The organism is Flavobacterium sp. FlaQc-28 (assembly GCF_044007415.1).
Taxonomy (GTDB): Bacteria; Bacteroidota; Bacteroidia; order Flavobacteriales; family Flavobacteriaceae; genus Flavobacterium.
The window spans coordinates 12,112-34,205 of the sequence record NZ_JBIPCM010000002.1; the positions used below are offsets into that span (position 1 = coordinate 12,112).

General features: G+C 35.5%; 13 protein-coding genes. All 13 read left to right on the plus strand.

Features of this window, described 5'->3' with window-relative positions; translation table 11 throughout:
* Window positions 1-29 precede the first annotated feature (29 nt).
* The 13 genes from ACHRVL_RS05970 to ACHRVL_RS06030 all read left to right on the plus strand — a co-directional run bounded on the left by ACHRVL_RS05970 (window position 30) and on the right by ACHRVL_RS06030 (window position 21,983).
* A complete protein-coding gene (locus ACHRVL_RS05970) occupies window positions 30-1,139 on the plus strand; it encodes an endo-1,4-beta-xylanase (RefSeq protein ID WP_395411102.1) in 1,110 nt (369 codons plus the stop codon).
* 257 nt (window positions 1,140-1,396) lie between these two features.
* Window positions 1,397-2,848 (plus strand): MFS transporter, encoded by a 1,452-nt coding sequence (locus ACHRVL_RS05975; protein ID WP_395411104.1) that lies wholly within the window; start codon window positions 1,397-1,399, stop codon window positions 2,846-2,848.
* A gap of 21 nt (window positions 2,849-2,869) precedes the next feature.
* Window positions 2,870-3,904 (plus strand): glycoside hydrolase family 43 protein, encoded by a 1,035-nt coding sequence (locus ACHRVL_RS05980; protein ID WP_395411106.1) that lies wholly within the window; start codon window positions 2,870-2,872, stop codon window positions 3,902-3,904.
* A gap of 25 nt (window positions 3,905-3,929) precedes the next feature.
* Complete coding sequence (locus tag ACHRVL_RS05985) at window positions 3,930-5,666, plus strand: glycoside hydrolase family 43 protein (protein ID WP_395411108.1); 1,737 nt, start codon at window positions 3,930-3,932, stop codon at window positions 5,664-5,666.
* Window positions 5,667-6,062: 396 nt separating this feature from the next.
* Window positions 6,063-7,070, plus strand: a complete 1,008-nt coding sequence (locus ACHRVL_RS05990; RefSeq protein WP_395411109.1) for a GntR family transcriptional regulator — start codon at window positions 6,063-6,065, stop codon at window positions 7,068-7,070.
* Between the two features lies 1 nt (window position 7,071).
* Window positions 7,072-8,553, plus strand: a complete 1,482-nt coding sequence (locus ACHRVL_RS05995) for a xylulokinase (protein ID WP_395411111.1) — start codon at window positions 7,072-7,074, stop codon at window positions 8,551-8,553.
* Between the two features lie 10 nt (window positions 8,554-8,563).
* Window positions 8,564-9,889: a xylose isomerase gene (gene xylA / locus ACHRVL_RS06000; RefSeq protein WP_395411113.1), complete on the plus strand. Its 1,326-nt coding sequence runs from the start codon at window positions 8,564-8,566 to the stop codon at window positions 9,887-9,889.
* A 626-nt stretch (window positions 9,890-10,515) separates the two neighbouring features.
* Complete coding sequence (fsa, locus tag ACHRVL_RS06005; protein WP_395411114.1) at window positions 10,516-11,172, plus strand: fructose-6-phosphate aldolase; 657 nt, start codon at window positions 10,516-10,518, stop codon at window positions 11,170-11,172.
* A 578-nt stretch (window positions 11,173-11,750) separates the two neighbouring features.
* Window positions 11,751-14,918, plus strand: coding sequence for a SusC/RagA family TonB-linked outer membrane protein (locus ACHRVL_RS06010; protein WP_395411115.1), 3,168 nt, complete (start codon window positions 11,751-11,753; stop codon window positions 14,916-14,918).
* Between the two features lie 10 nt (window positions 14,919-14,928).
* Window positions 14,929-16,560 carry a RagB/SusD family nutrient uptake outer membrane protein gene (locus ACHRVL_RS06015; protein WP_395411117.1) on the plus strand — a complete coding sequence of 544 codons (1,632 nt, stop codon included), beginning with the start codon at window positions 14,929-14,931 and terminating at the stop codon, window positions 16,558-16,560.
* Between the two features lie 33 nt (window positions 16,561-16,593).
* Window positions 16,594-17,964, plus strand: coding sequence for a glycan-binding surface protein (locus ACHRVL_RS06020; protein WP_395411119.1), 1,371 nt, complete (start codon window positions 16,594-16,596; stop codon window positions 17,962-17,964).
* Between the two features lie 12 nt (window positions 17,965-17,976).
* Window positions 17,977-20,181, plus strand: a complete 2,205-nt coding sequence (locus ACHRVL_RS06025; protein ID WP_395411120.1) for an endo-1,4-beta-xylanase — start codon at window positions 17,977-17,979, stop codon at window positions 20,179-20,181.
* A 179-nt stretch (window positions 20,182-20,360) separates the two neighbouring features.
* Window positions 20,361-21,983 carry a DUF5597 domain-containing protein gene (locus tag ACHRVL_RS06030; RefSeq protein WP_395411121.1) on the plus strand — a complete coding sequence of 541 codons (1,623 nt, stop codon included), beginning with the start codon at window positions 20,361-20,363 and terminating at the stop codon, window positions 21,981-21,983.
* Window positions 21,984-22,094: the final 111 nt, after the last annotated feature.

The following is a 22,094-nucleotide window of genomic DNA, read 5'->3' on the forward strand; positions in this document are numbered from 1 at the left end:
AAAACAATTAACTATTTAAACCAAAAGATATGAAATGTATTAAACCCTATTTAATTGTCGTCACAACTTTGCTGGCTGTAAGCTGTACGTCACAGAAAGAAACCGCTTCATTAAAAGACGCTTACAAAGATGATTTTTACATCGGAACCGCTTTAAGTGCGGATCAAATTGAAGTCAAAAACGCTAAAGAAGATTCTCTGATTCGAAAAGAATTTAATGCGATTACAGCAGAAAATATCATGAAATCGATGTACACGCATCCACAAAAAGACAAATATGATTTTGCTTTATCGGATAAATTTGTAGCGTATGGAGAGAAAAACAAAATGTTTATTCACGGTCATACCTTAATTTGGCACAGCCAATTAGCTCCTTGGATGGAAAAGATTGCCGACAGTACAGAAATGAAAGCTTTTATGAAAGATCATATTACCACAATCGTTTCCAAATACAAAGGCAGAATCAATTCCTGGGACGTTGTAAACGAAGCGTTGAACGAAGATGGAACTTTAAGACAATCTGTTTTTTTGAAAACACTAGGCGAAAAATATCTGGTTGACGCTTTCAAACTGGCCGAAAAAGCCGATCCCAAAGCCGAGTTATATTACAACGATTATAATATCGAAGAACCCGCAAAAAGAGCTGGAGCTATTGCTTTAATCAAAAAAATAAAAGCAGAAGGCGGAAAAGTTGACGGAGTTGGAATTCAGGGACATTGGCGATTAAATAGCCCATCAATTGAAGAAATCGAAAAAAGTATTTTAGAATATTCGGCTTTGGGGATTAAAGTCGCTTTTACAGAATTGGACATTACGGTTTTACCCAATCCATGGGATTTGAAGGGCGCTGATGTAAATCAGAAATTTGAAGGAAATCCTAAAATGAATCCGTATCCTGAAAAATTGCCAGATTCTATTCAAAACAAACTCGCAGAACGTTACGAATCGATTTTTAAACTATTTTTAAAACATAAAGACAAAATCAGCCGAGTAACTTTTTGGGGCGTTTATGATGGACAATCTTGGCTAAATGACTGGCCAATAAAAGGAAGAACGAATTATCCGCTTCCATTTGATGCAGCTTTAAAACACAAACCAGCTTACGACAGTATCTTAAAGTTGAAAGAAACTAAAGAATAAATACTAAAAATGCCTAAGTTTTGAGAAAATAACCAACAATCGGTTGTGATATGAAAAATAACTTAAATAAAGTAAACTAAATTTGCATAATATGTTTTTTTGTCTAATTTTACACAACCGATTGTTTAAAATGTAGCTCGCTTTCCTCCAAGGTTTTCATAACCTTGTAGGTATAAAATTGAAGAGCAGTTTTAATCAATAGGAAACCTACAAGGTTATGAAAACCTTGCGGGAGTAAAAACTAACTAACCAACAAAATGACCACAAACCCACCAATGATTAAAATTTCACAAAAACTATCCATCAAAGAAAAAATTGGATACAGCTTAGGAGATCTTGCTGCTAATCTTGTTTTTCAAACTTTGATGACGTATCTGGCGTATTTCTACACCGACATTTACGGATTATCACCAACAGATTCTTCGATCATCATGTTGATTGTTGGATTAGTTGCCGCTTTTATTTTTAATCCGATTATTGGGGTTTTGGCAGACAGAACGAGTACCAAATGGGGAAAATTCAGGCCGTGGATTTTATTGACCGCAATTCCGCTTGGAGTAGTGGCGTTATTAGCCTTTTCAACTCCTGATTTTTCGTATAAAGGAAAAGTAATTTATGCCGTTGTAACCTATACTTTATTGCTTCTTTTTTATGCGGCCAACAATCTTCCGTATTCTGCTTTGAGTGGCGTTATTACGGGCGATATGAAAGAACGAAACAGTATGTCTTCGTATCGTTTTGTGGCCGTTATGTTTGCTCAGTTTTTTGTTCAGGTTTTCATGCTGGGAATTATCAAAAGTGCTGGAAACGGAGATAAAGCAATCGGAATCGAAAAAGTAATGACTGCTTTGGCAATTATTGGGACAATCATGCTTTTAATTACATTTTTAACGACCAAAGAAAGAATCATTCCGAAACCAGAACAAAAGTCAAGCGTAAAAGAAGATTTAAGCGATTTAATTAAAAACAGACCTTGGATAATCATGCTTTCGCTAACAACTTTGGTTTTTGTGACTTTAGCGATGAAAGGTGGCTCGTATGTATACTATTTTGAGAATTATGTTGATAAAGCGCAATTAGCCCTTTTTATTCAGCCTATTTTGGATACTTTGTCTAATATCGGATTGAATCATTTTGGCAATGACCCAGTTTCAGCAGGTTTTGGATTGTTTAATGCTGGCGGCATTATCTTTATGATTGTCGGAATTACATTGTCGAAAAATCTTGCTGACAAATACGGAAAAAGAAATGTTTTTGGCTTGTTTTTATTTATTTCAACGCTGTTTATTATTGCTTTTTATTTCTTTCCGCCAACGTCAATTGGATTGATATTTTTCTCTCAAATCCTACATGGGTTTTTCTACGGAATTACCATCCCAATTCTTTGGGCAATGATTGCCGATGTTGCCGATTATTCTGAATGGTTGAATAACCGTCGTGCTACAGCAATTATATTTTCAGCGATGATGGTCGGTTTAAAAGCAGGATTAAGCATTGGAGGAGCTTTAACAACCTTGTTTTTGGGGTATTTCCATTACGCACCAAATTCAGCTGTACAGACCGAAACAGCAATTAATGGAATCAAATTATTGGTCAGCATTTTTCCTGCAATTCCATTTTTAATAGGAGCTGGATTATTGTTTTTCTATAAAATCAATAAAGAAATGGAAGTGCAGATCGAAACAGAATTAAAAGAAAGAAGAACTTAATTATTTAAACAAAATAGTACTATGCCCGAAGATAGCATTGAACACATTAATTTTGAGGAAATTAATGACCTGGCGATTTCAAAGCCTTTAGTATCCCATATGTACACCGCCGATCCTTCGGCACATGTATTCAACGGAAAAATTTACATTTATCCCTCGCATGATATTGATGCTGGAATTCCGTTTAACGACAATGGCGATCATTTCGGAATGGAAGATTATCATGTTTTTTCTATGGAAGACATTTCATCAGAAGTTGTTGACAATGGCGTAGCGTTGCATGTAGATGATGTAGCTTGGGCCGAAAAACAAATGTGGGCGCCTGATGCAGCGCATAAAAACGGAAAATATTATTTGTATTTTCCCGCCAAACGTGCTAATGGAATTTTCCAGATTGGTGTTGCCATTTCAGATTCGCCAGTTGGCCCTTTTATTCCTGAAAAAGACGCCATAAAAGGAAGTTATAGCATTGATCCGGCTGTTTTTGAAGACGAAGATGGTAAACATTATATTTATTTTGGCGGCATCTGGGGCGGACAGCTTCAAAAATACCGCAACAATATATACGATGAAAACAATGAAGAACCTTTGGCAAAAGAAAAAGCTTTAGGGCCAATTGTAGCTTTGTTAAGAGAGGATATGTTAGAATTTGCTGAAAATCCAAAAGAAATTAAAATTTTAGATGAAAACGGAAACGAAATTCTGGCAGGCGATAACGATCGTCGTTTTTTTGAAGCTTCTTGGGTTCATAAATACAACGGAAAATACTATTTCTCGTATTCAACAGGTGATACCCATTTTATTTGTTATGCCATTGGCGACAATCCGTATGGGCCATTTATATATCAGGGTAGGATTCTGAATCCTGTGGTAGGCTGGACATCGCATCATTCGATTTGTGAGGTAGAAGGCGAGTGGTATTTGTTTTATCACGATTCGAGTTTGTCAAAAGGTGTAACACATCTTCGAAGCATGAAAGTAACCAAAATCGATTATTTAGAAGACGGTTCGATTATTACGATTGATCCTTATGGAATAAGAAGATTATTGGATTAAAATTTTAAGTTATCCATTAAAAGAAATGTTTAAAGCAAAAAGATTAGATATAAAATTAGTAAGCGCAGTCATTTTAATGAGTGCTTTTTCTTCGTGTAAAAAAATTTCGCAAAAATCACAATCGGTTGTGTATTCCGATTATGCTGCTTTTGATTGGTTTGATTACCGAGGAAATGACGATGCCTATTCTAATTTATCTAAATCTGACAGCGAATATCTGAATCCGATTTTGGCTGGTTTTTATCCAGATCCTACAATCTGTAGGGTTGAGGATAAGTTTTATTTAGTCAATTCTTCTTTTTGCTATTTTCCAGGATTGCCCATTTTTGAAAGTACCGATTTGGTAAATTGGAAACAAATAGGAAATATTATAAACCGTGCTGAACAGGCCGATTTTGGCAATTCTCGTTTGTCGGGCGGCATGTACGCACCGACAATTCGATACAATAAAAGAACATTTTATGTGATTTGTACCAACGTAAGCGGAGTGGGCAATTTTATTGTTACGGCTAAAAATCCGTTGGGGCCATGGTCAAATCCGATTGCGCTTCCGGAAGTTAACGGGATTGATCCTGATCTCTTTTTTGACGAAGACGGAAAAGTTTATATTACGCATAACGGGCTTCCGCCAAATAATGTTTCCCTTCATGATGGTCATCGCGCCATTTATATGCTGGAATACGATTTGGAAAAACAAAAAACCACAACAAGCCCCAAATTGGTTATTAACGGCGGAACCGATATGTCTAAAAAGCCCGTCTGGATTGAAGGGCCGCATGTCATTAAAAAGAACGGATTTTATTATATGATTTGCGCTCAGGGCGGGACAGGTTTCAATCATTCAGAAGTCGTTTTTAGAAGTAAAAATATTTATGGGCCTTATGAAAGTTATGCCGAAAATCCGATTTTAACGCAGTCGAATTTAGATTCAAATCGTAAAAATTTGGTTTCTACAACTGGTCATGCTGATTTTGTTGAATTGCCAAATGGCGATTGGTGGTCGGTATTTTTAGGCTGCCGTCCGTATGAAGGAGATTTATACAATACGGGAAGAGAAACCTTTATGATGCCTGTAGAATGGAAAAATGATTGGCCGGAAATTATCGCAGGAAATCAGCCGATTCCGATAATTGATAAACGCCCAAATCTTCCGCTTTCTAAAGAAAAAACAGAACCATTAAATGGAAATTTTGTTTCAAAAGATGATTTTGATTCGAATAAATTAGATTTTAAATGGAGTTTTATCAGAACTCCAAAAGAAAAATGGTACGAACTGATTAACGGAAAATTGCTAATTAAACTAAGACGAGAATCGATTCGTACCGAAACGAATTTTTCTTTTATAGGAAGAAGACAGCAGCATTTAAAATTTGAAGCTTCGGTGAAGTTGGAGTTTAGTCCAAAAGATAATTTGGCAGCTGCCGGTTTAACAGCTTTTCAAAACGAAAAACATTATTTTTTAATTGGAAAACGCCTGAACGCCGATAATAAATTGGAAGTTTTTGTTGAAAGAGAAGCAGACAAAATCAATAACGGAAAATCGGAGATTGTTACGAAAAAAGAACTTTTAAATTCTGATAAACCATTGTTTGTGAAGATTGAAGGAAACGGAAGATGGTATAGTTTTTATTATAAAACTGCTCAGAATGCGGATTGGGTTTTATTAATTAAAGATGTAGATGGTTCTATTTTGAGTACAAAAGAAGCGGGAGGTTTTGTGGGAACGTATTTAGGAATGTATACTTCGAATAAACATTTTTAACAGTTTGTCATTTCGACGGAGGAGAAATCTTCGCAAGTAACTCCGTAACGAAAATCAATCTTTGTCGAGCTACTCGTGGAGATTTCTCCTCCGTCGAAATGACAAATATTGCGGCTATAACTTTTGCGAATCCCGTGTGAGATTGCTTCGTTCCTCGGAATGACAAGATTGTGTCTCCTGAAACCGCTTCGCGTGAGGGATAGCAGTGGAAAGCCCGGAGCCTGACGAAGGAAGTGCGAGGACTTGCAACGGATAGCCCGACCCGCCTTTTTCGGCGGGACACGCCCAAATTATTAGAATAAAAGAGTTTAAAAAAAATAACATAATTCATCTAAAAAATAATTTTTTGTAAAAGATTTTTAGCTACTTTAGCATAACAGAACGGAACAGAACGGTATGCTAAAAGAAGAAGAAAAATTTGAGTTTATAATGAATCACGAAAGTGATATTCCGAAGTACCAGCAGCTGGTGGACGGAATCACAAATGCTATTGCTGAAAATATTTTGCAGAAGGGAGATTTGCTTCCGTCGGTAAATGTGATTTGCAAGACCTATCAGCTTTCGAGAGATACGGTTTTTAAGGCTTATACGATATTAAAAGATCAGAATACGATTGAGTCTGTGCCAAATAAAGGTTATTACGTATCGGGAGAAACCAGAAAAGTACTTTTGGTTTTAGACACTTTTAAGGCTTATAAAGAGGTTTTGTACCACTCGGTTGTAAATAATCTGCCGGATAATGTGATTATCGATGTACAGTTTCATCATTATAATATTGATGTTTTTAAAACGATCATCAATAACGGAATTGGAAAGTACTACAAATACGTAGTCATGAATTTTGATCACAAGGATATTGCTCCGGCGTTATCAGCAATTTCAAATGATAAACTGCTTTTGATTGACTGGAATATTCAGGTAAAAAAAGCCAATAATTATGTTTTTCAGGATTTCGGGAAAGCCTTTTATGAATCACTAACAGAAGCGGTTGATTTGTTTAAAAAGTACAAAAAGATACAATTTGTGTATCCAGATTTTACAAATCATCCATGGGAAACGGTGGAGTTTTTTAAGAAATTCTGTGCCGATTTTGGTTTTGAATATGAAGTGATTACAGATCCGAAAAAGTTCAATATTGAAAAAGGAATTGCTTATATCAGTGTAAGCGACAGGATTTTAGGGCACTTTTTGGAACAGTGCAAGGAGAAAGATTTAGAGCCTGGGAAAGATGTTGGATTTTTATCCTACAACGAAACCCCAATGAAGAAATTTATATACAAAGGAATTTCGGTTGTATCAACTGATTTTAAAGAAATGGGAACCAAAGCAGCGGCATTTATTACGCATGACGAAGAAACGAAGTGTTATGTGCCGACAAAATTAATAATAAGAGAATCATTATAGTATGTATTATATCGGTTATGATATTGGAAGTTCTTCTGTCAAGGCAGCCTTGGTAGAAGCAGAAACAGGTAAAAAAGTAATCGTTTTGAATGAACCGCAGAACGAAATGGAAATCCTTTCGATTCACCCTGATTGGGCAGAGCAAGATCCTGAAATTTGGTGGCAGCACATTTGTACGGCGACTAAAAGAGCCATTAAAGAAGCGAATATTGATGCGTCAAAAATTCAGGGAATTGGTATTTCGTACCAAATGCACGGATTGGTGATTGTGGATGATGCCGGAAAGGCGCTTAGAAATTCAATTATCTGGTGTGATAGCCGTGCGGTTGAAATTGGAAATAAGGCTTTCGCCGAAATTGGAGAACAAAAATGTATGTCACATTTATTGAATTCGCCAGGAAACTTTACAGCTTCAAAACTAAAATGGGTAAAAGAAAACGAACCTGCGATTTACAATAAAATCTCAAAATACATGCTTCCGGGAGATTATATCGCTTTGAAATTGACAGGCGAAGTAACGACCACTAAAAACGGTTTGTCTGAAGGAATGCTTTGGGATTATAAGGAAAATAAAGTAGCCGACTGGCTTTTGGATTACTACGGAATTGATCAGTCTTTGACACCAAGAATTGTAGAGAATTTTACAAATCAAGGTATTGTTACAGAAAAAGCTTCTGCTGAATCTGGTCTTCCAGTAGGAATTCCGATTGTGTACAGAGCGGGAGATCAGCCTAATAATGCCCTTTCATTAAATGTTTTAAATCCGGGAGAAGTGGCAGCTACGGGCGGAACTTCGGGAGTGTTTTATGCCGTTAGCGAAATGTCTTCGGGGAAAAGCACAAGAGTAAACAATTTCGTTCACGTAAACTACGAATTGGAAACGCCGAGAGTTGGTAAATTGTTGAATATTAACGGAGCAGGAATTCAGTACAGATGGCTTCGTAATAATATGGGGAATGAAAGCTATGAAGTGATGAATGAAAAAGCTTCAAATGTTGAGGTTGGATCAGAAGGCGTTGTCGTGATTCCGTTTGGGAATGGCGCTGAGCGTATGTTCAACAATAAAACCATCGGAACTCATTTTTTAAACCTCAACTTAAATATTCACAACAGTGCGCATTTGTTTAGAGCTTCTCTTGAAGGAATTGCGTTTTCGTTTGTGTACGGAATGGAATGCTTGAAAGATGATAATGCGACAATTAATGTGATTAGAGCCGGAAATGATAATCTTTTCCGTTCGGAGATTTTCTCCAATACGGTGGCAACTTTAATTGGTCACGAAATCGAAATTTACAATACAACAGGAGCAGTTGGAGCAGCAAGAGCAGTTGGTTTAAAAGATGGAGATTACAGCAAATTTGGCGCTAATGTGAGCGACAACGACCATGTAATGACGTTTTTACCCTTGCACAACGCAGCCCCTTACCAAACGGCTTATAAAAAATGGAAACAAGAATTAGAATTAATATTAACAACTAAATAAAAAAAATCAAATGATAGTTTTAGGAGATAAAGAATACTACAAAGGTATTGGCCAAATAAAATTTGAAGGAAAAGAGTCGGATAATCCGTTGGCATTTAAATATTACAATCCAGACGAAGTTGTAGCTGGAAAAACAATGCGTGAGCACTTTAAATTTGCTATCGCATATTGGCATACATTCTGTGGACAAGGTAGCGATCCATTCGGACCTGGAACGCAGCAGTTTGCTTGGGATGCTTCGTCAGATCCGTATCAAGCTGCAAAAGATAAGGCAGATGCTGCTTTTGAATTTATCAGCAAAATGGGATTCGATTATTTTTGTTTCCACGATTACGATTTAATTGCTGAAGGAGCCACTTTTGCAGAATCAGAAAAACGTTTGGCTTTTATTACAGATTACTTAAAACAGAAAAAAGCAGATTCTGGAATTAAATTACTTTGGGGAACTTCAAACTGTTTCTCAAATCCAAGATTCATGAACGGAGCTGCTACAAATCCAGATTTTAATGTAGTAGCAAGAGCTGGTGGACAAGTAAAATTAGCGCTTGACGCGACAATCGCTTTGGGCGGAGAAAACTATGTATTCTGGGGTGGTAGAGAAGGTTACATGTCGTTGCTAAACACAGATATGGGAAGAGAATTAGACCACATGGCGCAATTTTTAGCAATGTCTAGAGATTATGCAAGAGCGCAAGGTTTCAAAGGAACTTTCTTTATCGAGCCAAAACCAATGGAACCATCTAAACACCAATATGATTTTGACTCGGCTACAGCTATCGGATTCTTGAAAAATTATGGTTTAGACAAAGATTTCAAAATCAATATCGAAGTAAACCACGCTACTTTGGCGCAACACACTTTTCAACACGAATTGGAAGTTGCGGCAAAAGCAGGAATGTTAGGAAGCATTGATGCTAACAGAGGAGATTATCAAAACGGATGGGATACGGATCAGTTTCCAAACAACATCCAAGAAACTACAGAAGCGATGTTGGTTTTCTTAAAAGCTGGAGGATTGCAAGGCGGAGGAGTTAATTTTGATGCTAAAATCAGAAGAAATTCTACAGACTTAGAAGATGTTTTCTTAGCGCACATTGGCGGAGCTGATACTTTTGCAAGAGCTTTATTGACTGCAGATAAAATCATCACTTCTTCTCCTTACGAAAAATTAAGAACAGAAAGATACAGCTCATTTGATTCTGGAAAAGGAAAAGATTTTGCTGACGGAAAATTAAACCTTAAAGATCTTTACACAATCGCTCATGAAAATGGAGAATTAAATCTACAAAGCGGTAAACAAGAATTGTTTGAAAATATCATCAACCAGTATATTTAATTGGTTTAGATTTTAATATCAAACCTAACAGGTTTTGAAAACCTGTTAGGTTTCTACATAATATTTAGTGAGAAAAAAAATCTAGAAAAAAGTTAAGTTTTTAAATATGATAGCTATAAAACGTTAAAATGTTTAAAAATGATTTTTAGATAAAGACTTTGAAAATGTGTATTAAGATTATGGCTTTTTTTATCATTGAGATTTAAGGAAAATAGATTGAAGGTTTAGTTACTATTTTTTTTAAATTGAAAGGAATAAAAAGTCAGTTTGATAAAATAATAAGTGAGTTTTTTTTATTGAAGGTTTTTTGAAGAGCAGAATCAATCGAAATGCACATTTTTCACTCGTTACAACATGCTGAGAACTTTGTCAAAGTTTAAAACTTTGACAAAGTTTTTTTACTAGAATTTGGACACACTGCAGTGCGTCTCTACTACTTACTTAGACAAAGAACTACATACAGTTTTGTCATTTCGACGAAGGAGAAATCTTCGTAAGAAACTCGACAAAGATTGATTCTCAGTGCGGAGCTACTTGTGGAGATTTCTCCTTCGTCGAAATGACAAACTATGCGGTTAATTCGATGATAAAGAATTATTTATAACAACTAATAAACCCAAAAACTTATGAAATTTTTTATTGACACTGCCAATCTTCAAGACATTGAAGAAGCGCAGGCTTTAGGCGTTTTAGACGGCGTAACCACCAATCCGTCTTTGATGGCAAAAGAAGGCATTACAGGAAAAGAAAATATCCTGAAACATTATCTTGACATTTGTAATATCGTTGACGGCGATGTTTCGGCTGAGGTAGTCTCGACAGACTTTGAAGGAATGATAAGAGAAGGAGAAGAATTAGCCGCTTTGCATCCGCAGATTGTAGTAAAATTGCCAATGATTGGCGACGGTATAAAAGCCTGTAAATATTTTTCTTCAAAAGGAGTTCGCACTAATGTAACTCTGGTATTTTCTGCTGGTCAGGCTTTGCTTGCTGCTAAAGCTGGAGCGACTTACGTTTCTCCATTTTTAGGACGTTTAGATGATGTTTCTACAGATGGAATGCACCTTATTGCTGAAATAAGAGAAATTTACGATAATTACGATTATCAAACGCAGATTCTTTCGGCTTCGGTAAGACATACTATGCATATTGTCAATTGTGCCAAAGTAGGATCAGATGTTATGACTGGGCCGCTTTCTGCCATTAAAGGATTACTGAAACATCCACTTACAGATATCGGTTTGAAACAATTTGTTGAAGATGCTAAAAAGATGAATCTGTAATATAATAAAATCCATTTTTTTTACTTTTTTTTGACTCCCCTCCAGTTATTCTGAGGGGAGTTTTTTATATAATAAAAGCAACCGATTGTTGCTGTTTTATCTTTTGTAAGAAATGTATTGTTTAGGGGTTAGTTGTTTGATGTGCAGTTTGTAATATCTTCTAAGTCTTGTTTTATAAGGGATTATTAAGGATTTAGTTTAGTTTGATTTTCAATGGAATATTGCGAAGTTTTAGTAGGTTTAAAAAAAATATAGAAATTTAACATTTTATACTTTTTTTAAGATTTTGAGCTAAACAATTTATTATCTCTAACGTTTTCGTTATGATTAAGCTTGTTTTTGAGGATTGTTTTATTTTTTTTGATTATTTGTGTTTAAAACGTTTTTTTTTAATGGTATTTTTTTGAAATTGAGAAAAAAAATTAACGCAACCGATTGTGTGTTGTTGTTTTTTGCATATATTTGTTTTGACTATAAGCTATTATTTGTCTGATTTTTAAAAAGAGAGAATGATAGTAAGTCAATAAAAAAAGAAAAACTAACTAAACCATACTATTAACTTATTAAACCAATTATTTATGACTAACTTTTTAATTACTAAAAGCAGATCAAAATACTTTAAGAATTTGGGATTCTTGATCCTGATGCTGGTATTTTCTGCTGCAGTAAATGCGCAAATTACTGTATCAGGTACTGTATCTGATAGTAATGGACCAATACCAGGTGTGAATATTATTGTGAAAGGAACAAAGACAAGCACCGTTTCTAATTTTGATGGAACGTACACACTTCAATCTGTTCCTGCAAATAGTATTTTGGTCTTTAGCTTCATAGGATATAAAACACATGAAGTTTCGGTAAATAATAAAACTAAAATTGATGCTGTATTAGAAGAGAACTTAAACGACTTAAAGGAAGTTGTTGTTATTGGATACGGAACAGCCAAAAGATCAGATTTAACAGGAGCTATTTCTTCTATATCCAGCGCTGCGGTATCACAATCTGTTTCTACAACTATAGACCAAGTATTGCAAGGTCGAGCAGCGGGTGTGCAGATACAGCAAAATAGCGGTACGCCTGGAGGAAGTTCTTCAGTACGTATTCGTGGTATAAGCTCTATTACAGGTTCAAATGAACCGATTTATGTAATAGATGGTGTTATAATAGATGGTAATTCAGGTTCTTTAAATTCAAATCCGCTTTCAGGAATTAACCCTAACGATATTGCTTCTATCGATATTTTGAAAGACGCTTCTGCAACGGCTATTTATGGCTCTAGAGCGGCAAATGGGGTAATTATGGTAACTACTAAAACGGGCAGAAAAGGAGATTTGACTTTAAATTTTGACAGTTATGTAGGATGGCAGCAAATGCCGAAAGAATTGCAGGTACTGAATTTAAGAGAATACGGAACACTTAAAAATACACGTGCAGATTTAGGAATCGTACAACGTGATAATACTTTTATTAGACCTGATTTATTAGGGGAAGGTACAAACTGGCAAGACGAATTGTTCCAGACAGGTTTAATTCAGAGCTACAATTTATCTGCTTCAGGTGGTTCAGATACTACTACCTATGCATTAGGAATGTCTTATTTTGATCAGGAAGGAACTATTATAGGTTCTTCTTTTGATCGTATGACGATTCGTGCGGTAGTTGACTCTCAAGTAAAGAAATGGATGAAAGTTGGAGTAAACTTAAATGCTTACAAAACCAATCAGGTAACTACAGTTAATGATGATTCGGTAATTTTAACCGCTTTAAAACAAACTCCAAACGTAGCGGCTAGAAATGCTGATGGAACTTTTGATGGACCAGATACAACTGAATTCGTTCAAACGAACCCATTAGGAATTGCAATGTTGAAAGACAATCATGGAAAAGACTACGGAATTAGAGGAAATGTGTATGCAGAAATTGGTTTTACAAAAGATTTAAAACTGAAAACGCAATATTCTATAGATTATGGTTTTGGAAACCGATATACTTTTAATCCATCGTATACTTTTGGAGCATTGTCAAATGAAGTTAGAGAAGGGTCAAGAACAAAATCTACCAGTGAAAACTGGATATGGACTAACACTTTGACTTATAATAAAGCATTTGGAAAACATAACATTAATGCATTGGCAGCTCAAGAACTTCAAGAGCAAAACTGGGAAAATCTATATGGCTACCGTTCAGGTTATTTAACAAACGGAGCTACAGATTTAAACGCTGGAGACCCAACAACTGCTAGAAACTCAAATGCAAGTTCTACAAAATCGCTTAGTTCTTATTTTGCAAGAGCAACGTATACATTTGATGATAGATATATTCTAACAGGAACAATTAGAAGAGATGGATCTTCGCAGTTTGCTGAAGGCAATAAATGGGATTGGTTCCCGTCTGCCTCTTTAGCATGGAAAGTTTCGAATGAAGCATTTTTAAAAGATAATCAAACCGTTAGCAACTTGAAATTACGTGCAGGATGGGGAGTTACAGGTAACTCAAGCGTACCAAACAATGCGTATACTTCTGTTTACGGTACATCGGCAACCAATTGGGGAAGCGGACAAATTGCAACCAATACAGCAAATCCAGACCTTAAATGGGAAAAATCAAACCAGACTAATATTGGTTTAGATATTGGACTTCTAGACAATAGAATTGAAATTACAACAGATGTTTATTATAAAAGAACAGATGATTTATTATTAAGATTATCACTTCCTGCTTATGTAGGTACAACAGGTCAAGGAGCTACATCACCGCCTTTTGCTAATATTGGATCTCTTGAAAACAAAGGTTTCGAGTTTACGATAAACACCATAAACATGCAGAGAAAAGATTTTCTTTGGAAATCAAATTTCAATATCTCAATGAACAGATTTAAAGTATTGAAATTGAATTCAGAATCTGGTGTTTACGATCAGACTTTACAGCAGGGTTCAGACGTAACAGTGGTTACGCGTACGGCAGTTGGACAGCCATTAGGACAATTTTATGGCTATAAAATAATTGGACGTTTTGAAAAAGCAACAGATTTTTATTATAAAGATGCCACAGGAACAGTAAAACCAACAGCATTGCCAGAAGGAATGGTAATTGGTGAAAATGGAGTTTGGATTGGAGATTATATGTTTGAAGATGTAAATAAAGATGGCGTAATCAACGAGAAAGATGCAGGTTATATTGGAGATCCTAATCCAGATTTTACTTTTGGTTTCAATAATAGTTTTTCATTCAAAGGATTTGATGTGAGCATTTTATTTACAGGTTCTTACGGAAACGATGTTTTAAACTACCAAAGACGTTGGTTAGAAAACCCTCGTGAGAATACCAACTTATTGAAAACAGCTTTAGGTTACGCACAATTAGAGTTAATTGATCCGAACGGACCAAATGATTATCGTAACGTGCAGATTGTTGGCGGAGATCCTTATATGCCAAGAATTGCGGCGTCATCTGCAGCTTCGGCTTCAAATTACCGTTTAAGCAACAGATTTGTAGAAGACGGATCTTATGTAAGACTTAAGAATATTTCGATTGGGTATAATCTTCCTAAAGATTTGTATTCTAAATACGGAATTTCAAATATCAAAGTGTACTCAAACATGCAGAATGTTTTGACCTTTACTAAATATAAAGGATATGATCCTGAAGTAGGAGCAATGAACCAAAACCAGCTTTTAAATGGTATTGATAACGGACGTTATCCGTCGCCTATGGTAACTACACTTGGATTAACTGTTAATTTCTAAAAACTGCACAATGAAAACAAAGAAAATATTTTACACGGCTTTAATTATTGCATTGCCATTTGTTTGGACGAGTTGCAGCGACATTTTAGACGTTGAACCAAATGATGTAATTACTAAAGAGAATTTTTATAAAACAGAGTCTGACTTTCAGGCTGCAACAGGACCTTTATACAACAAAGTGTGGTTCGATTTTAATGACAAATTTTATTATGGTTTAGGCGATGGACGTGCTGCAAATATGTATGCTCCTTTTTCAGATTACGTTTATCCATTTACAGATTTAACAGAAACTGGATTAACAGGGCCTTTAGTTTCAGCGTGGGCATCGTTGTACAATGTAGTTCAGCAATCTAATAATGTGATTATCGGAATTTCTGGAAGCTCAATGAGCGAGACTGTTAAAAACAAATATATTGCTGAGGCTCGTTTTATGAGAGGAACAGCATATTGGTATCTGGCTTCATTATGGGGAGATGTTATCATCTCGACAGATCCGAGAGAATTGGTAAAAAATCCAATTGTAAACAAAAATCCGATGAAAGATGTTTACGAATTCTCGATGCGTGATTTAGAATTTGCGGCTAAATATCTTCCAGAAACTGCAGGTCAGGCAGGGCGTTTAACAAAATACAGCGCATTCGGAATGCTGTCTCGTGTTTACTTATCATTTTCAGGAGTTAGTGATAATCCAAACAGCGGAACCCGTAATCAGACATATCTTGATTTAGCAAAAAAAGCAGCTGAAAAAGTGATTAGTTCTGGGCCTTATAGTTTGATGGCAAATTATGAAGATTTATTCATGATTGACAATAACAACAATACAGAATCTATGTTTGCTTTACAATGGGTGCCAAACGGTGATTATGGAGTAAACAATACACAGCAGGCTTATTTTGCATTAGGTTCAGATATTACTGGCGACGATGCTGCTTGGGGATATTGGACAAGAGCTTCTTACAATGTATTACAAGAATATGAATCAAAAGATCTTCGCCGTAAAGCAACTTTTATGGGAGACAACGATCATTATGCTGAAATCAATAAAGCAAACGGCGGTTATACAGTAGATCACAGCGCTGATTTTCTTACCATTAAAAAAGGAGTTGTAGGTTCTACAAAGGATAATTCTAAAATTACCCGCATGAATTCAGCTTTAAATACTTATATGCTGCGTTTGGCAGAAGTTTATTTAAACTATGCTGAAGCTGCATTAGGAAATAATGCAACAACGGCAGATGCGACGGCTCTTATGGAAGTAAATAAATTACGTACTCGTGCTGGTTTAGATCCAAAAACAACATTGACTTATGCAGATATTATTCATGAAAGACGAGTTGAATTGTGTATGGAAGGACAATATTGGTACGATTTAGTGCGAAGAGCTTACTACAAACAACAAGAAGTAATCAATTATGTTACAGCACAAAATAGAGGAACGATAACTCCAATTTTGTATGACACAGCAACCAATAAAGTTACAGTTGACGCTTCAAAAAGTACTAGTCCAAGAGCTATTGGTGTAATTGATGCAACAATATTTACACTTCCTTACCCAGAATCTGAGTTAGTTCAGAATCCGTTATTGAGAGAAAATCCTGTTCCGTATCAGTTTACAGAAGAGAAAATTAAAGACTTATTCTAGTATTCAGAAATAAAAAATTAAAGAAATAGTAATATGAAATATATTTTAAATAAAAAGTATTGGGCGCCCATCGCACTGCTTACAATGATGGTTTTCGGCATGCTGTTTACCTCTTGTGATAACAACGATTCACAAGGCGGTGCTATCACAATTTCAAGAGTATTTTTAGAAGATGTCAATTCAACAGTGCCGGATAGAGAAGTAAGTTTTGCTCGTTTAGGCCAGTTGCTGCGCATTGAAGGTTCAGGATTTGAGGGTCTTAAGAAAGTATACATCAACGGATATTCTACCTATTTTAATGTAGTTTTTGTATCTAACAATTCGATGCTTGTAAGCGTTTCGGCAGATACACCAATTTTAGAAGCAGATCCTTCCGTAAGAAATACAATTCGTTTTGCAAATGATTCTAACGAAACCACTTTTAAATTTGAAATTCGTTCTGGAAAACCTGCTATAACTAATATTTCTAACACAATGCCAAATGCAGGTGAAACCATAACAGTTATAGGTACTGGATTAACTGAAGTAAGTAAAGTAGTTTTTCCTGGAAATGTTGAGGTAACAACAGGAATTACATCAACAGAAGACGGCGAATTATTTACCGTTAAAGTTCCAAGCGGAATCTCAGATTTAGGAGGATCACTATTTGTTCAAACTTCAAATGGAGGTGTATATTCTCCAGCATATTTTAATTGTAAAAGAGGTGTTATTTTAGATTTTGACGGAAGAGGACAGCACAGTTTCTGGGGAACACCTCCTGCCACTGGAATGATTTTGGGCACTGATATAGAATCGGCTTCGATAGGCGCAGGAAATCTTTCGCAAGGAAAATACGTACCGCATCGCCCAGCTCGTCTTGCTTCTATTGCTCCAGCAACAGGAAGAGCAACTGAAACTTGGACAGCAGGAACTGGTGTTGATAACTGGAGAGCACAGTTAACTCCTTTTATTCCAGCCAGTACACCACTTGATAAAGTTGCATTTCAATTTGATATTTATGTACCAGATGCATGGAAAGATTCAGGTTATTTAAAAATATGTACAGTCAATAATTTTAATGCAGGAACATGGTCTGGTGGAGTTTACAATTATATTCCTTGGCTTATTGATGGAAAATCAGTTGCTTTCCAAACTGCAGGATGGACAACGATTACCATTCCATTAAATAAATTTTATCAATGGTCTAAAGAACCTTTTACTTTCGAAGCTGTTTTAGCTTATCGAGAAGCCGCAACGTATCAAAACTTTGGAATTTGGTTCGAAAATGCAGATGTAAAAATGAAAGATGTTTTAGGAAATACCAGCGAAGTAGAATTTCCTTCAAAAGCAACTTCGGTAAAAGTATATACTGATAATTGGAGAATTGTACCATTAGACACACCAGTTTACAATGATTTTAACTAACAAAACTGCAAAATGAAATATAAATATATCCTACCAATAATTGCTTCATCATTAATGATTTTGTCATCATGCGATGATAATTTGATGGAGTGGGGAAAAGACCCAGAACATGGAGAAGTAACAGGAGCTGAGCTTCCGTTAGCTTTAGTAGAAAAAATCAGCCGTTACGAACCTTTAAAAAACTATTCAGATTTTTCATTAGGAAACGGAATCGGAATAAGTTTGTACATGAGTGATGCTAATTATAGAAAGATTGTAAATGAAAATTTTGATGAGGTAACACCGGGTTACGAAATGAAACATGGTGCAATGGTAAATGCAAAAGGTGAAATTAATTTTACCAATGTAGATGCTTTTATCGCCGCAACAAAAAGTGCTGGACTAAAAGTTTTTGGACATACTTTAGTTTGGCATTCCAATCAAAATGCAAGTTATTTAAACGGTATTATCGCTCCAACAGTAATTCCGGGTTCAAGCGGAACTAATATTCTTGATGTTGCCGGTTTAAAAAACGGAACGTTTACAAACTGGTTAAGAAATAACCCAGGAAAAGGAATTTCTATTGCAGCAAATTCTGGTTTAGCAACAGGTTCACAAGCTATTAAAATGGAAGCAAGTGCAACCTCTTCGGCAGCACATCATTTACAATTAATATCTCCCAATATACCTATTGTGACAGGACACAACTATGAGATTTCATTTTATATAAAATCTGATGTTGCGGGTAAAGGACGTGTTGCATTTAATACCTCTTTAACCAATCAGTGGCCATATAAAGATTGGTTTGCAACGGGAGGAACTTGGACAGAGGCTTTTGCAACGACTTCTTCTTGGCAGCAAGTTAAAATTAAAGTAGCTCCTGGAGATTTTAAAGCAGGAAGCACCACATTCCAGTTTAATTTAGATTTAGGATATTTGCCAAATGTAACTTATTTAGTAGACGTAAACACTATTGCAGTTGTTGATCTTGATGCTTCTACTGGACCTGTTAATCTAGTTTCTAATGGAACTTTTAATTCAGGAATTACAGGTTGGAGTAAAGCCAATGGAGCCGATAACGCATTGAGTCTTGCACCGGCTGCTAATGCTTTTGAAGGAAGCGGTGCTATGAAAGTTATTAATGCAACTGATAATCCAGGGCTGCAATATAAAACACAAATTCAAACATTATTCACGACTCCTTTAATAGCAGGTAAAAGTTATACGACATCCTTTATGATTCGTTCAGAAGCACCTGGTTCAATGAGATGTTCAACAATGCCTGGAAGTTTAGCAAATTATCAAGGAGATCAGACAACTTCTACGACTTGGAAATCAATTTCATGGACTATTACAGCCAAAGGCGGAGAAACGGGACTTAGCTTAGATTTGGGTTTATTAGCTGGGACATATTACATCGATAATGTTTTAGTAACTGACGGAGCATCTTCAGGAGGAGTTACTGCACCAATTACAATTGAAAAAACAGATGCTGAGAAAGCTAAAATTATTAACGATGCTATGACAGATTGGATTTCTAAAATGATGACGCATTATAAAACAGGAGTTTTTTCTTGGGATGTAGTAAATGAACCAATGAAAGAAGACGGAACTTTAAGAAATGGAACCGAAGGTGATACAGCGACAGATTATTTCTCTTGGGTAAAATACTTAGGAAAAGACTATGCCGTTTCAGCATTCAAACTAGCACGTCAATATGGAAATGCAACCGATAAACTTTTCATTAACGATTATAATTTAGAGTCCAGATTAGATAAATGTGACGGATTAATTGAATATGTAAAGTATATTGAAAGTAAAGGTGCGGCGGTTGACGGAATTGGAACTCAGATGCACATTGGTTTAACGACAGATAAAGATAAAATTGTTCAGATGTTTCAAAAATTAGCAGCTTCAGGAAAATTAATTAAAATATCGGAGTTAGACGTAAGATTAGGAACTGCAACACCAACTGTAGTACAACAGGCTTCACAAGCAGAAATGTATCAATATGTTATCGATATGTACAAAAAACACATTCCGGCAGCACAGCAATATGGAATCACGATTTGGGGAGTTTCTGATAATTCAAAAGAACATGAATATTGGCTTCCAAATGAATCTCCAAACCTTTGGGATGCTAATTATGTTCGCAAACATGCGTACAAAGGCACGGCAGATGGTCTTGCAGGAAAAGATGTAAGTTTAGGATTCTCAGGTGAGTTAGTAAAACCGTAGTTTTTTTAAGTTGAGTATACGCGTAGTTTTGTCATTTCGAGGAACGAGACCCGAGCGGTAGCGAACAGGCGAAGCAAATCTCCGCAAGAAACTCCTCAATCAGAATCAAAAAAGCTTTGTCAAAGTTTTAAACTTTGACAAAGCTGCTTTGTTTTATTTTTAATATTAAAATAAAAAGTATGTTTCATATTTTAAAAAAAAGGTTCCTTCTGATAACCTTATTTATAATACATTTTGGATTTTGCCAAAATATACCCAGTCTTGAGAAAAAAGGAAACAAAACACAATTAATTGTAAACCAAAAAACATTCTTAATACGTGGAGGTGAATTAGGAAATTCCTCCGCAACAAGTATGGAAAGCATGGAAACTATTTGGTCGAAATTGGTTGACATGAATCTCAATACAGTTTTAACACCTGTTTATTGGGAACTTATCGAACCAGAAGAAGGGAAATTTGATTTTTCGTTAATTGATGATTTAATTTTTAGAGCACGAAAAGAGAATTTAAAACTTGTGTTTCTATGGTTTGGATCTTGGAAAAACAGTATGTCAAGCCACGCTCCGGCTTGGGTAAAATTGAATCAGAAAAAATACCCAAGAGTCAAAGACGATCAAAATCGCAGTCATGAAATTTTAACGCCTTTTAGTGAAAATAATCTTCAAGCGGATTTAAATGCGTTCAAAAAATTGATGACGCACATTAAAGAATTGGATCAAAATGAGCAAACTGTAATTATGATTCAAGTCGAAAATGAAATCGGAATGCTGCCAACCGCAAGAGATTATCATCCGTTAGCAAATGAAGCTTTTAAAAAAGAAGTTCCAAAAGAATTACTGCAATATCTTCAAAAAAATAAAGAAAAACTGGTTCCAGAGTTTTTAGAAATTTGGAAAAAAAACGGATTCAAAACTTCAGGGAATTGGGAAACGGTTTTTGGAAAAGGACTTCATACAGATGAAATTTTTATGGCTTGGTATTTTTCAAAATTTACCAATCAAATTGCAAAAGCAGGCAAAGATATTTATCCAATTCCGATGTTTGTTAATGCAGCTTTAAATGCACCCGAAAAAAAACCAGGTCAATATCCGAGTGCCGGACCGCTTCCGCATCTTATGGATGTTTGGAAAGCTGCTGGAAATTCGATTGACTTTTTGGCGCCGGATTTTTATAATCCGTCCTTTAAACAATGGAATGATTTATTTACCCGTCAAGGCGATCCATTATTTATTCCCGAACATCGTTTTGATGAAACGGCACCTTTTAAAGGTTTGTATGCAATTGGACATTATGAAGCAATTGGTTTTTCACCATTTTCTATAGAATCTGTTGCCGATGCCAAAAAGGAACCTCTTGGAAAAATTTATGATTTGATACAGCAGTTAACTCCAACTATTGAAACCAATAAAGGTTTGGGAAAAATCGATGGTGTTTTGTTAGACAAAGAAAATAATACACAGATTATTAAATTGGGAGATTATGAATTTACATTCAAACACGATTATACCCTAAATTGGTCTGACGGAGCAAAAGCAGATTCTTGGCCAATGTCAAGCGCTATAATTATAGAAATAAGTAAAGACGAATTTTATATTTCAGGATCAGGAATCGTAGTTACTTTTAAACCTTTAAAAGAAAATGCAAATGCCGGAATTCTAAAAACCGATCAGGGAAAATTCGAAAATGAAAAATGGAAAACCATCAGACATTTTAACGGAGATCAAACGCATCAAGGCAGACATTTCAGGATTTCAGTCGGCGATTACGAAATCCAAAAAATAAAATTATATACTTATGAATAGTTTTTTTATTCGCCACGAATTAGACTAATCTATACTTTGTCTATAATATACAATCGCACTAATTTTTTGATTTGTGAAATTGAAGACAACTATAAAAATTAGTGTAAATTA

Excerpts from the sequence above, each read along its gene's own strand:
- ACHRVL_RS05970 (WP_395411102.1), top strand. The coding sequence starts at position 30 with ATGAAATGTATTAAACCCTATTTAATTGTCGTCACAACTTTGCTGGCT.
- ACHRVL_RS05975 (WP_395411104.1), top strand. The coding sequence starts at position 1,397 with ATGACCACAAACCCACCAATGATTAAAATTTCACAAAAACTATCCATC.
- ACHRVL_RS05980 (WP_395411106.1), top strand. The coding sequence starts at position 2,870 with ATGCCCGAAGATAGCATTGAACACATTAATTTTGAGGAAATTAATGAC.
- ACHRVL_RS05985 (WP_395411108.1), top strand. The coding sequence starts at position 3,930 with ATGTTTAAAGCAAAAAGATTAGATATAAAATTAGTAAGCGCAGTCATT.
- ACHRVL_RS05990 (WP_395411109.1), top strand. The coding sequence starts at position 6,063 with ATGCTAAAAGAAGAAGAAAAATTTGAGTTTATAATGAATCACGAAAGT.
- ACHRVL_RS05995 (WP_395411111.1), top strand. The coding sequence starts at position 7,072 with ATGTATTATATCGGTTATGATATTGGAAGTTCTTCTGTCAAGGCAGCC.
- xylA (WP_395411113.1), top strand. The coding sequence starts at position 8,564 with ATGATAGTTTTAGGAGATAAAGAATACTACAAAGGTATTGGCCAAATA.
- fsa (WP_395411114.1), top strand. The coding sequence starts at position 10,516 with ATGAAATTTTTTATTGACACTGCCAATCTTCAAGACATTGAAGAAGCG.
- ACHRVL_RS06010 (WP_395411115.1), top strand. The coding sequence starts at position 11,751 with ATGACTAACTTTTTAATTACTAAAAGCAGATCAAAATACTTTAAGAAT.
- ACHRVL_RS06015 (WP_395411117.1), top strand. The coding sequence starts at position 14,929 with ATGAAAACAAAGAAAATATTTTACACGGCTTTAATTATTGCATTGCCA.
- ACHRVL_RS06020 (WP_395411119.1), top strand. The coding sequence starts at position 16,594 with ATGAAATATATTTTAAATAAAAAGTATTGGGCGCCCATCGCACTGCTT.
- ACHRVL_RS06025 (WP_395411120.1), top strand. The coding sequence starts at position 17,977 with ATGAAATATAAATATATCCTACCAATAATTGCTTCATCATTAATGATT.
- ACHRVL_RS06030 (WP_395411121.1), top strand. The coding sequence starts at position 20,361 with ATGTTTCATATTTTAAAAAAAAGGTTCCTTCTGATAACCTTATTTATA.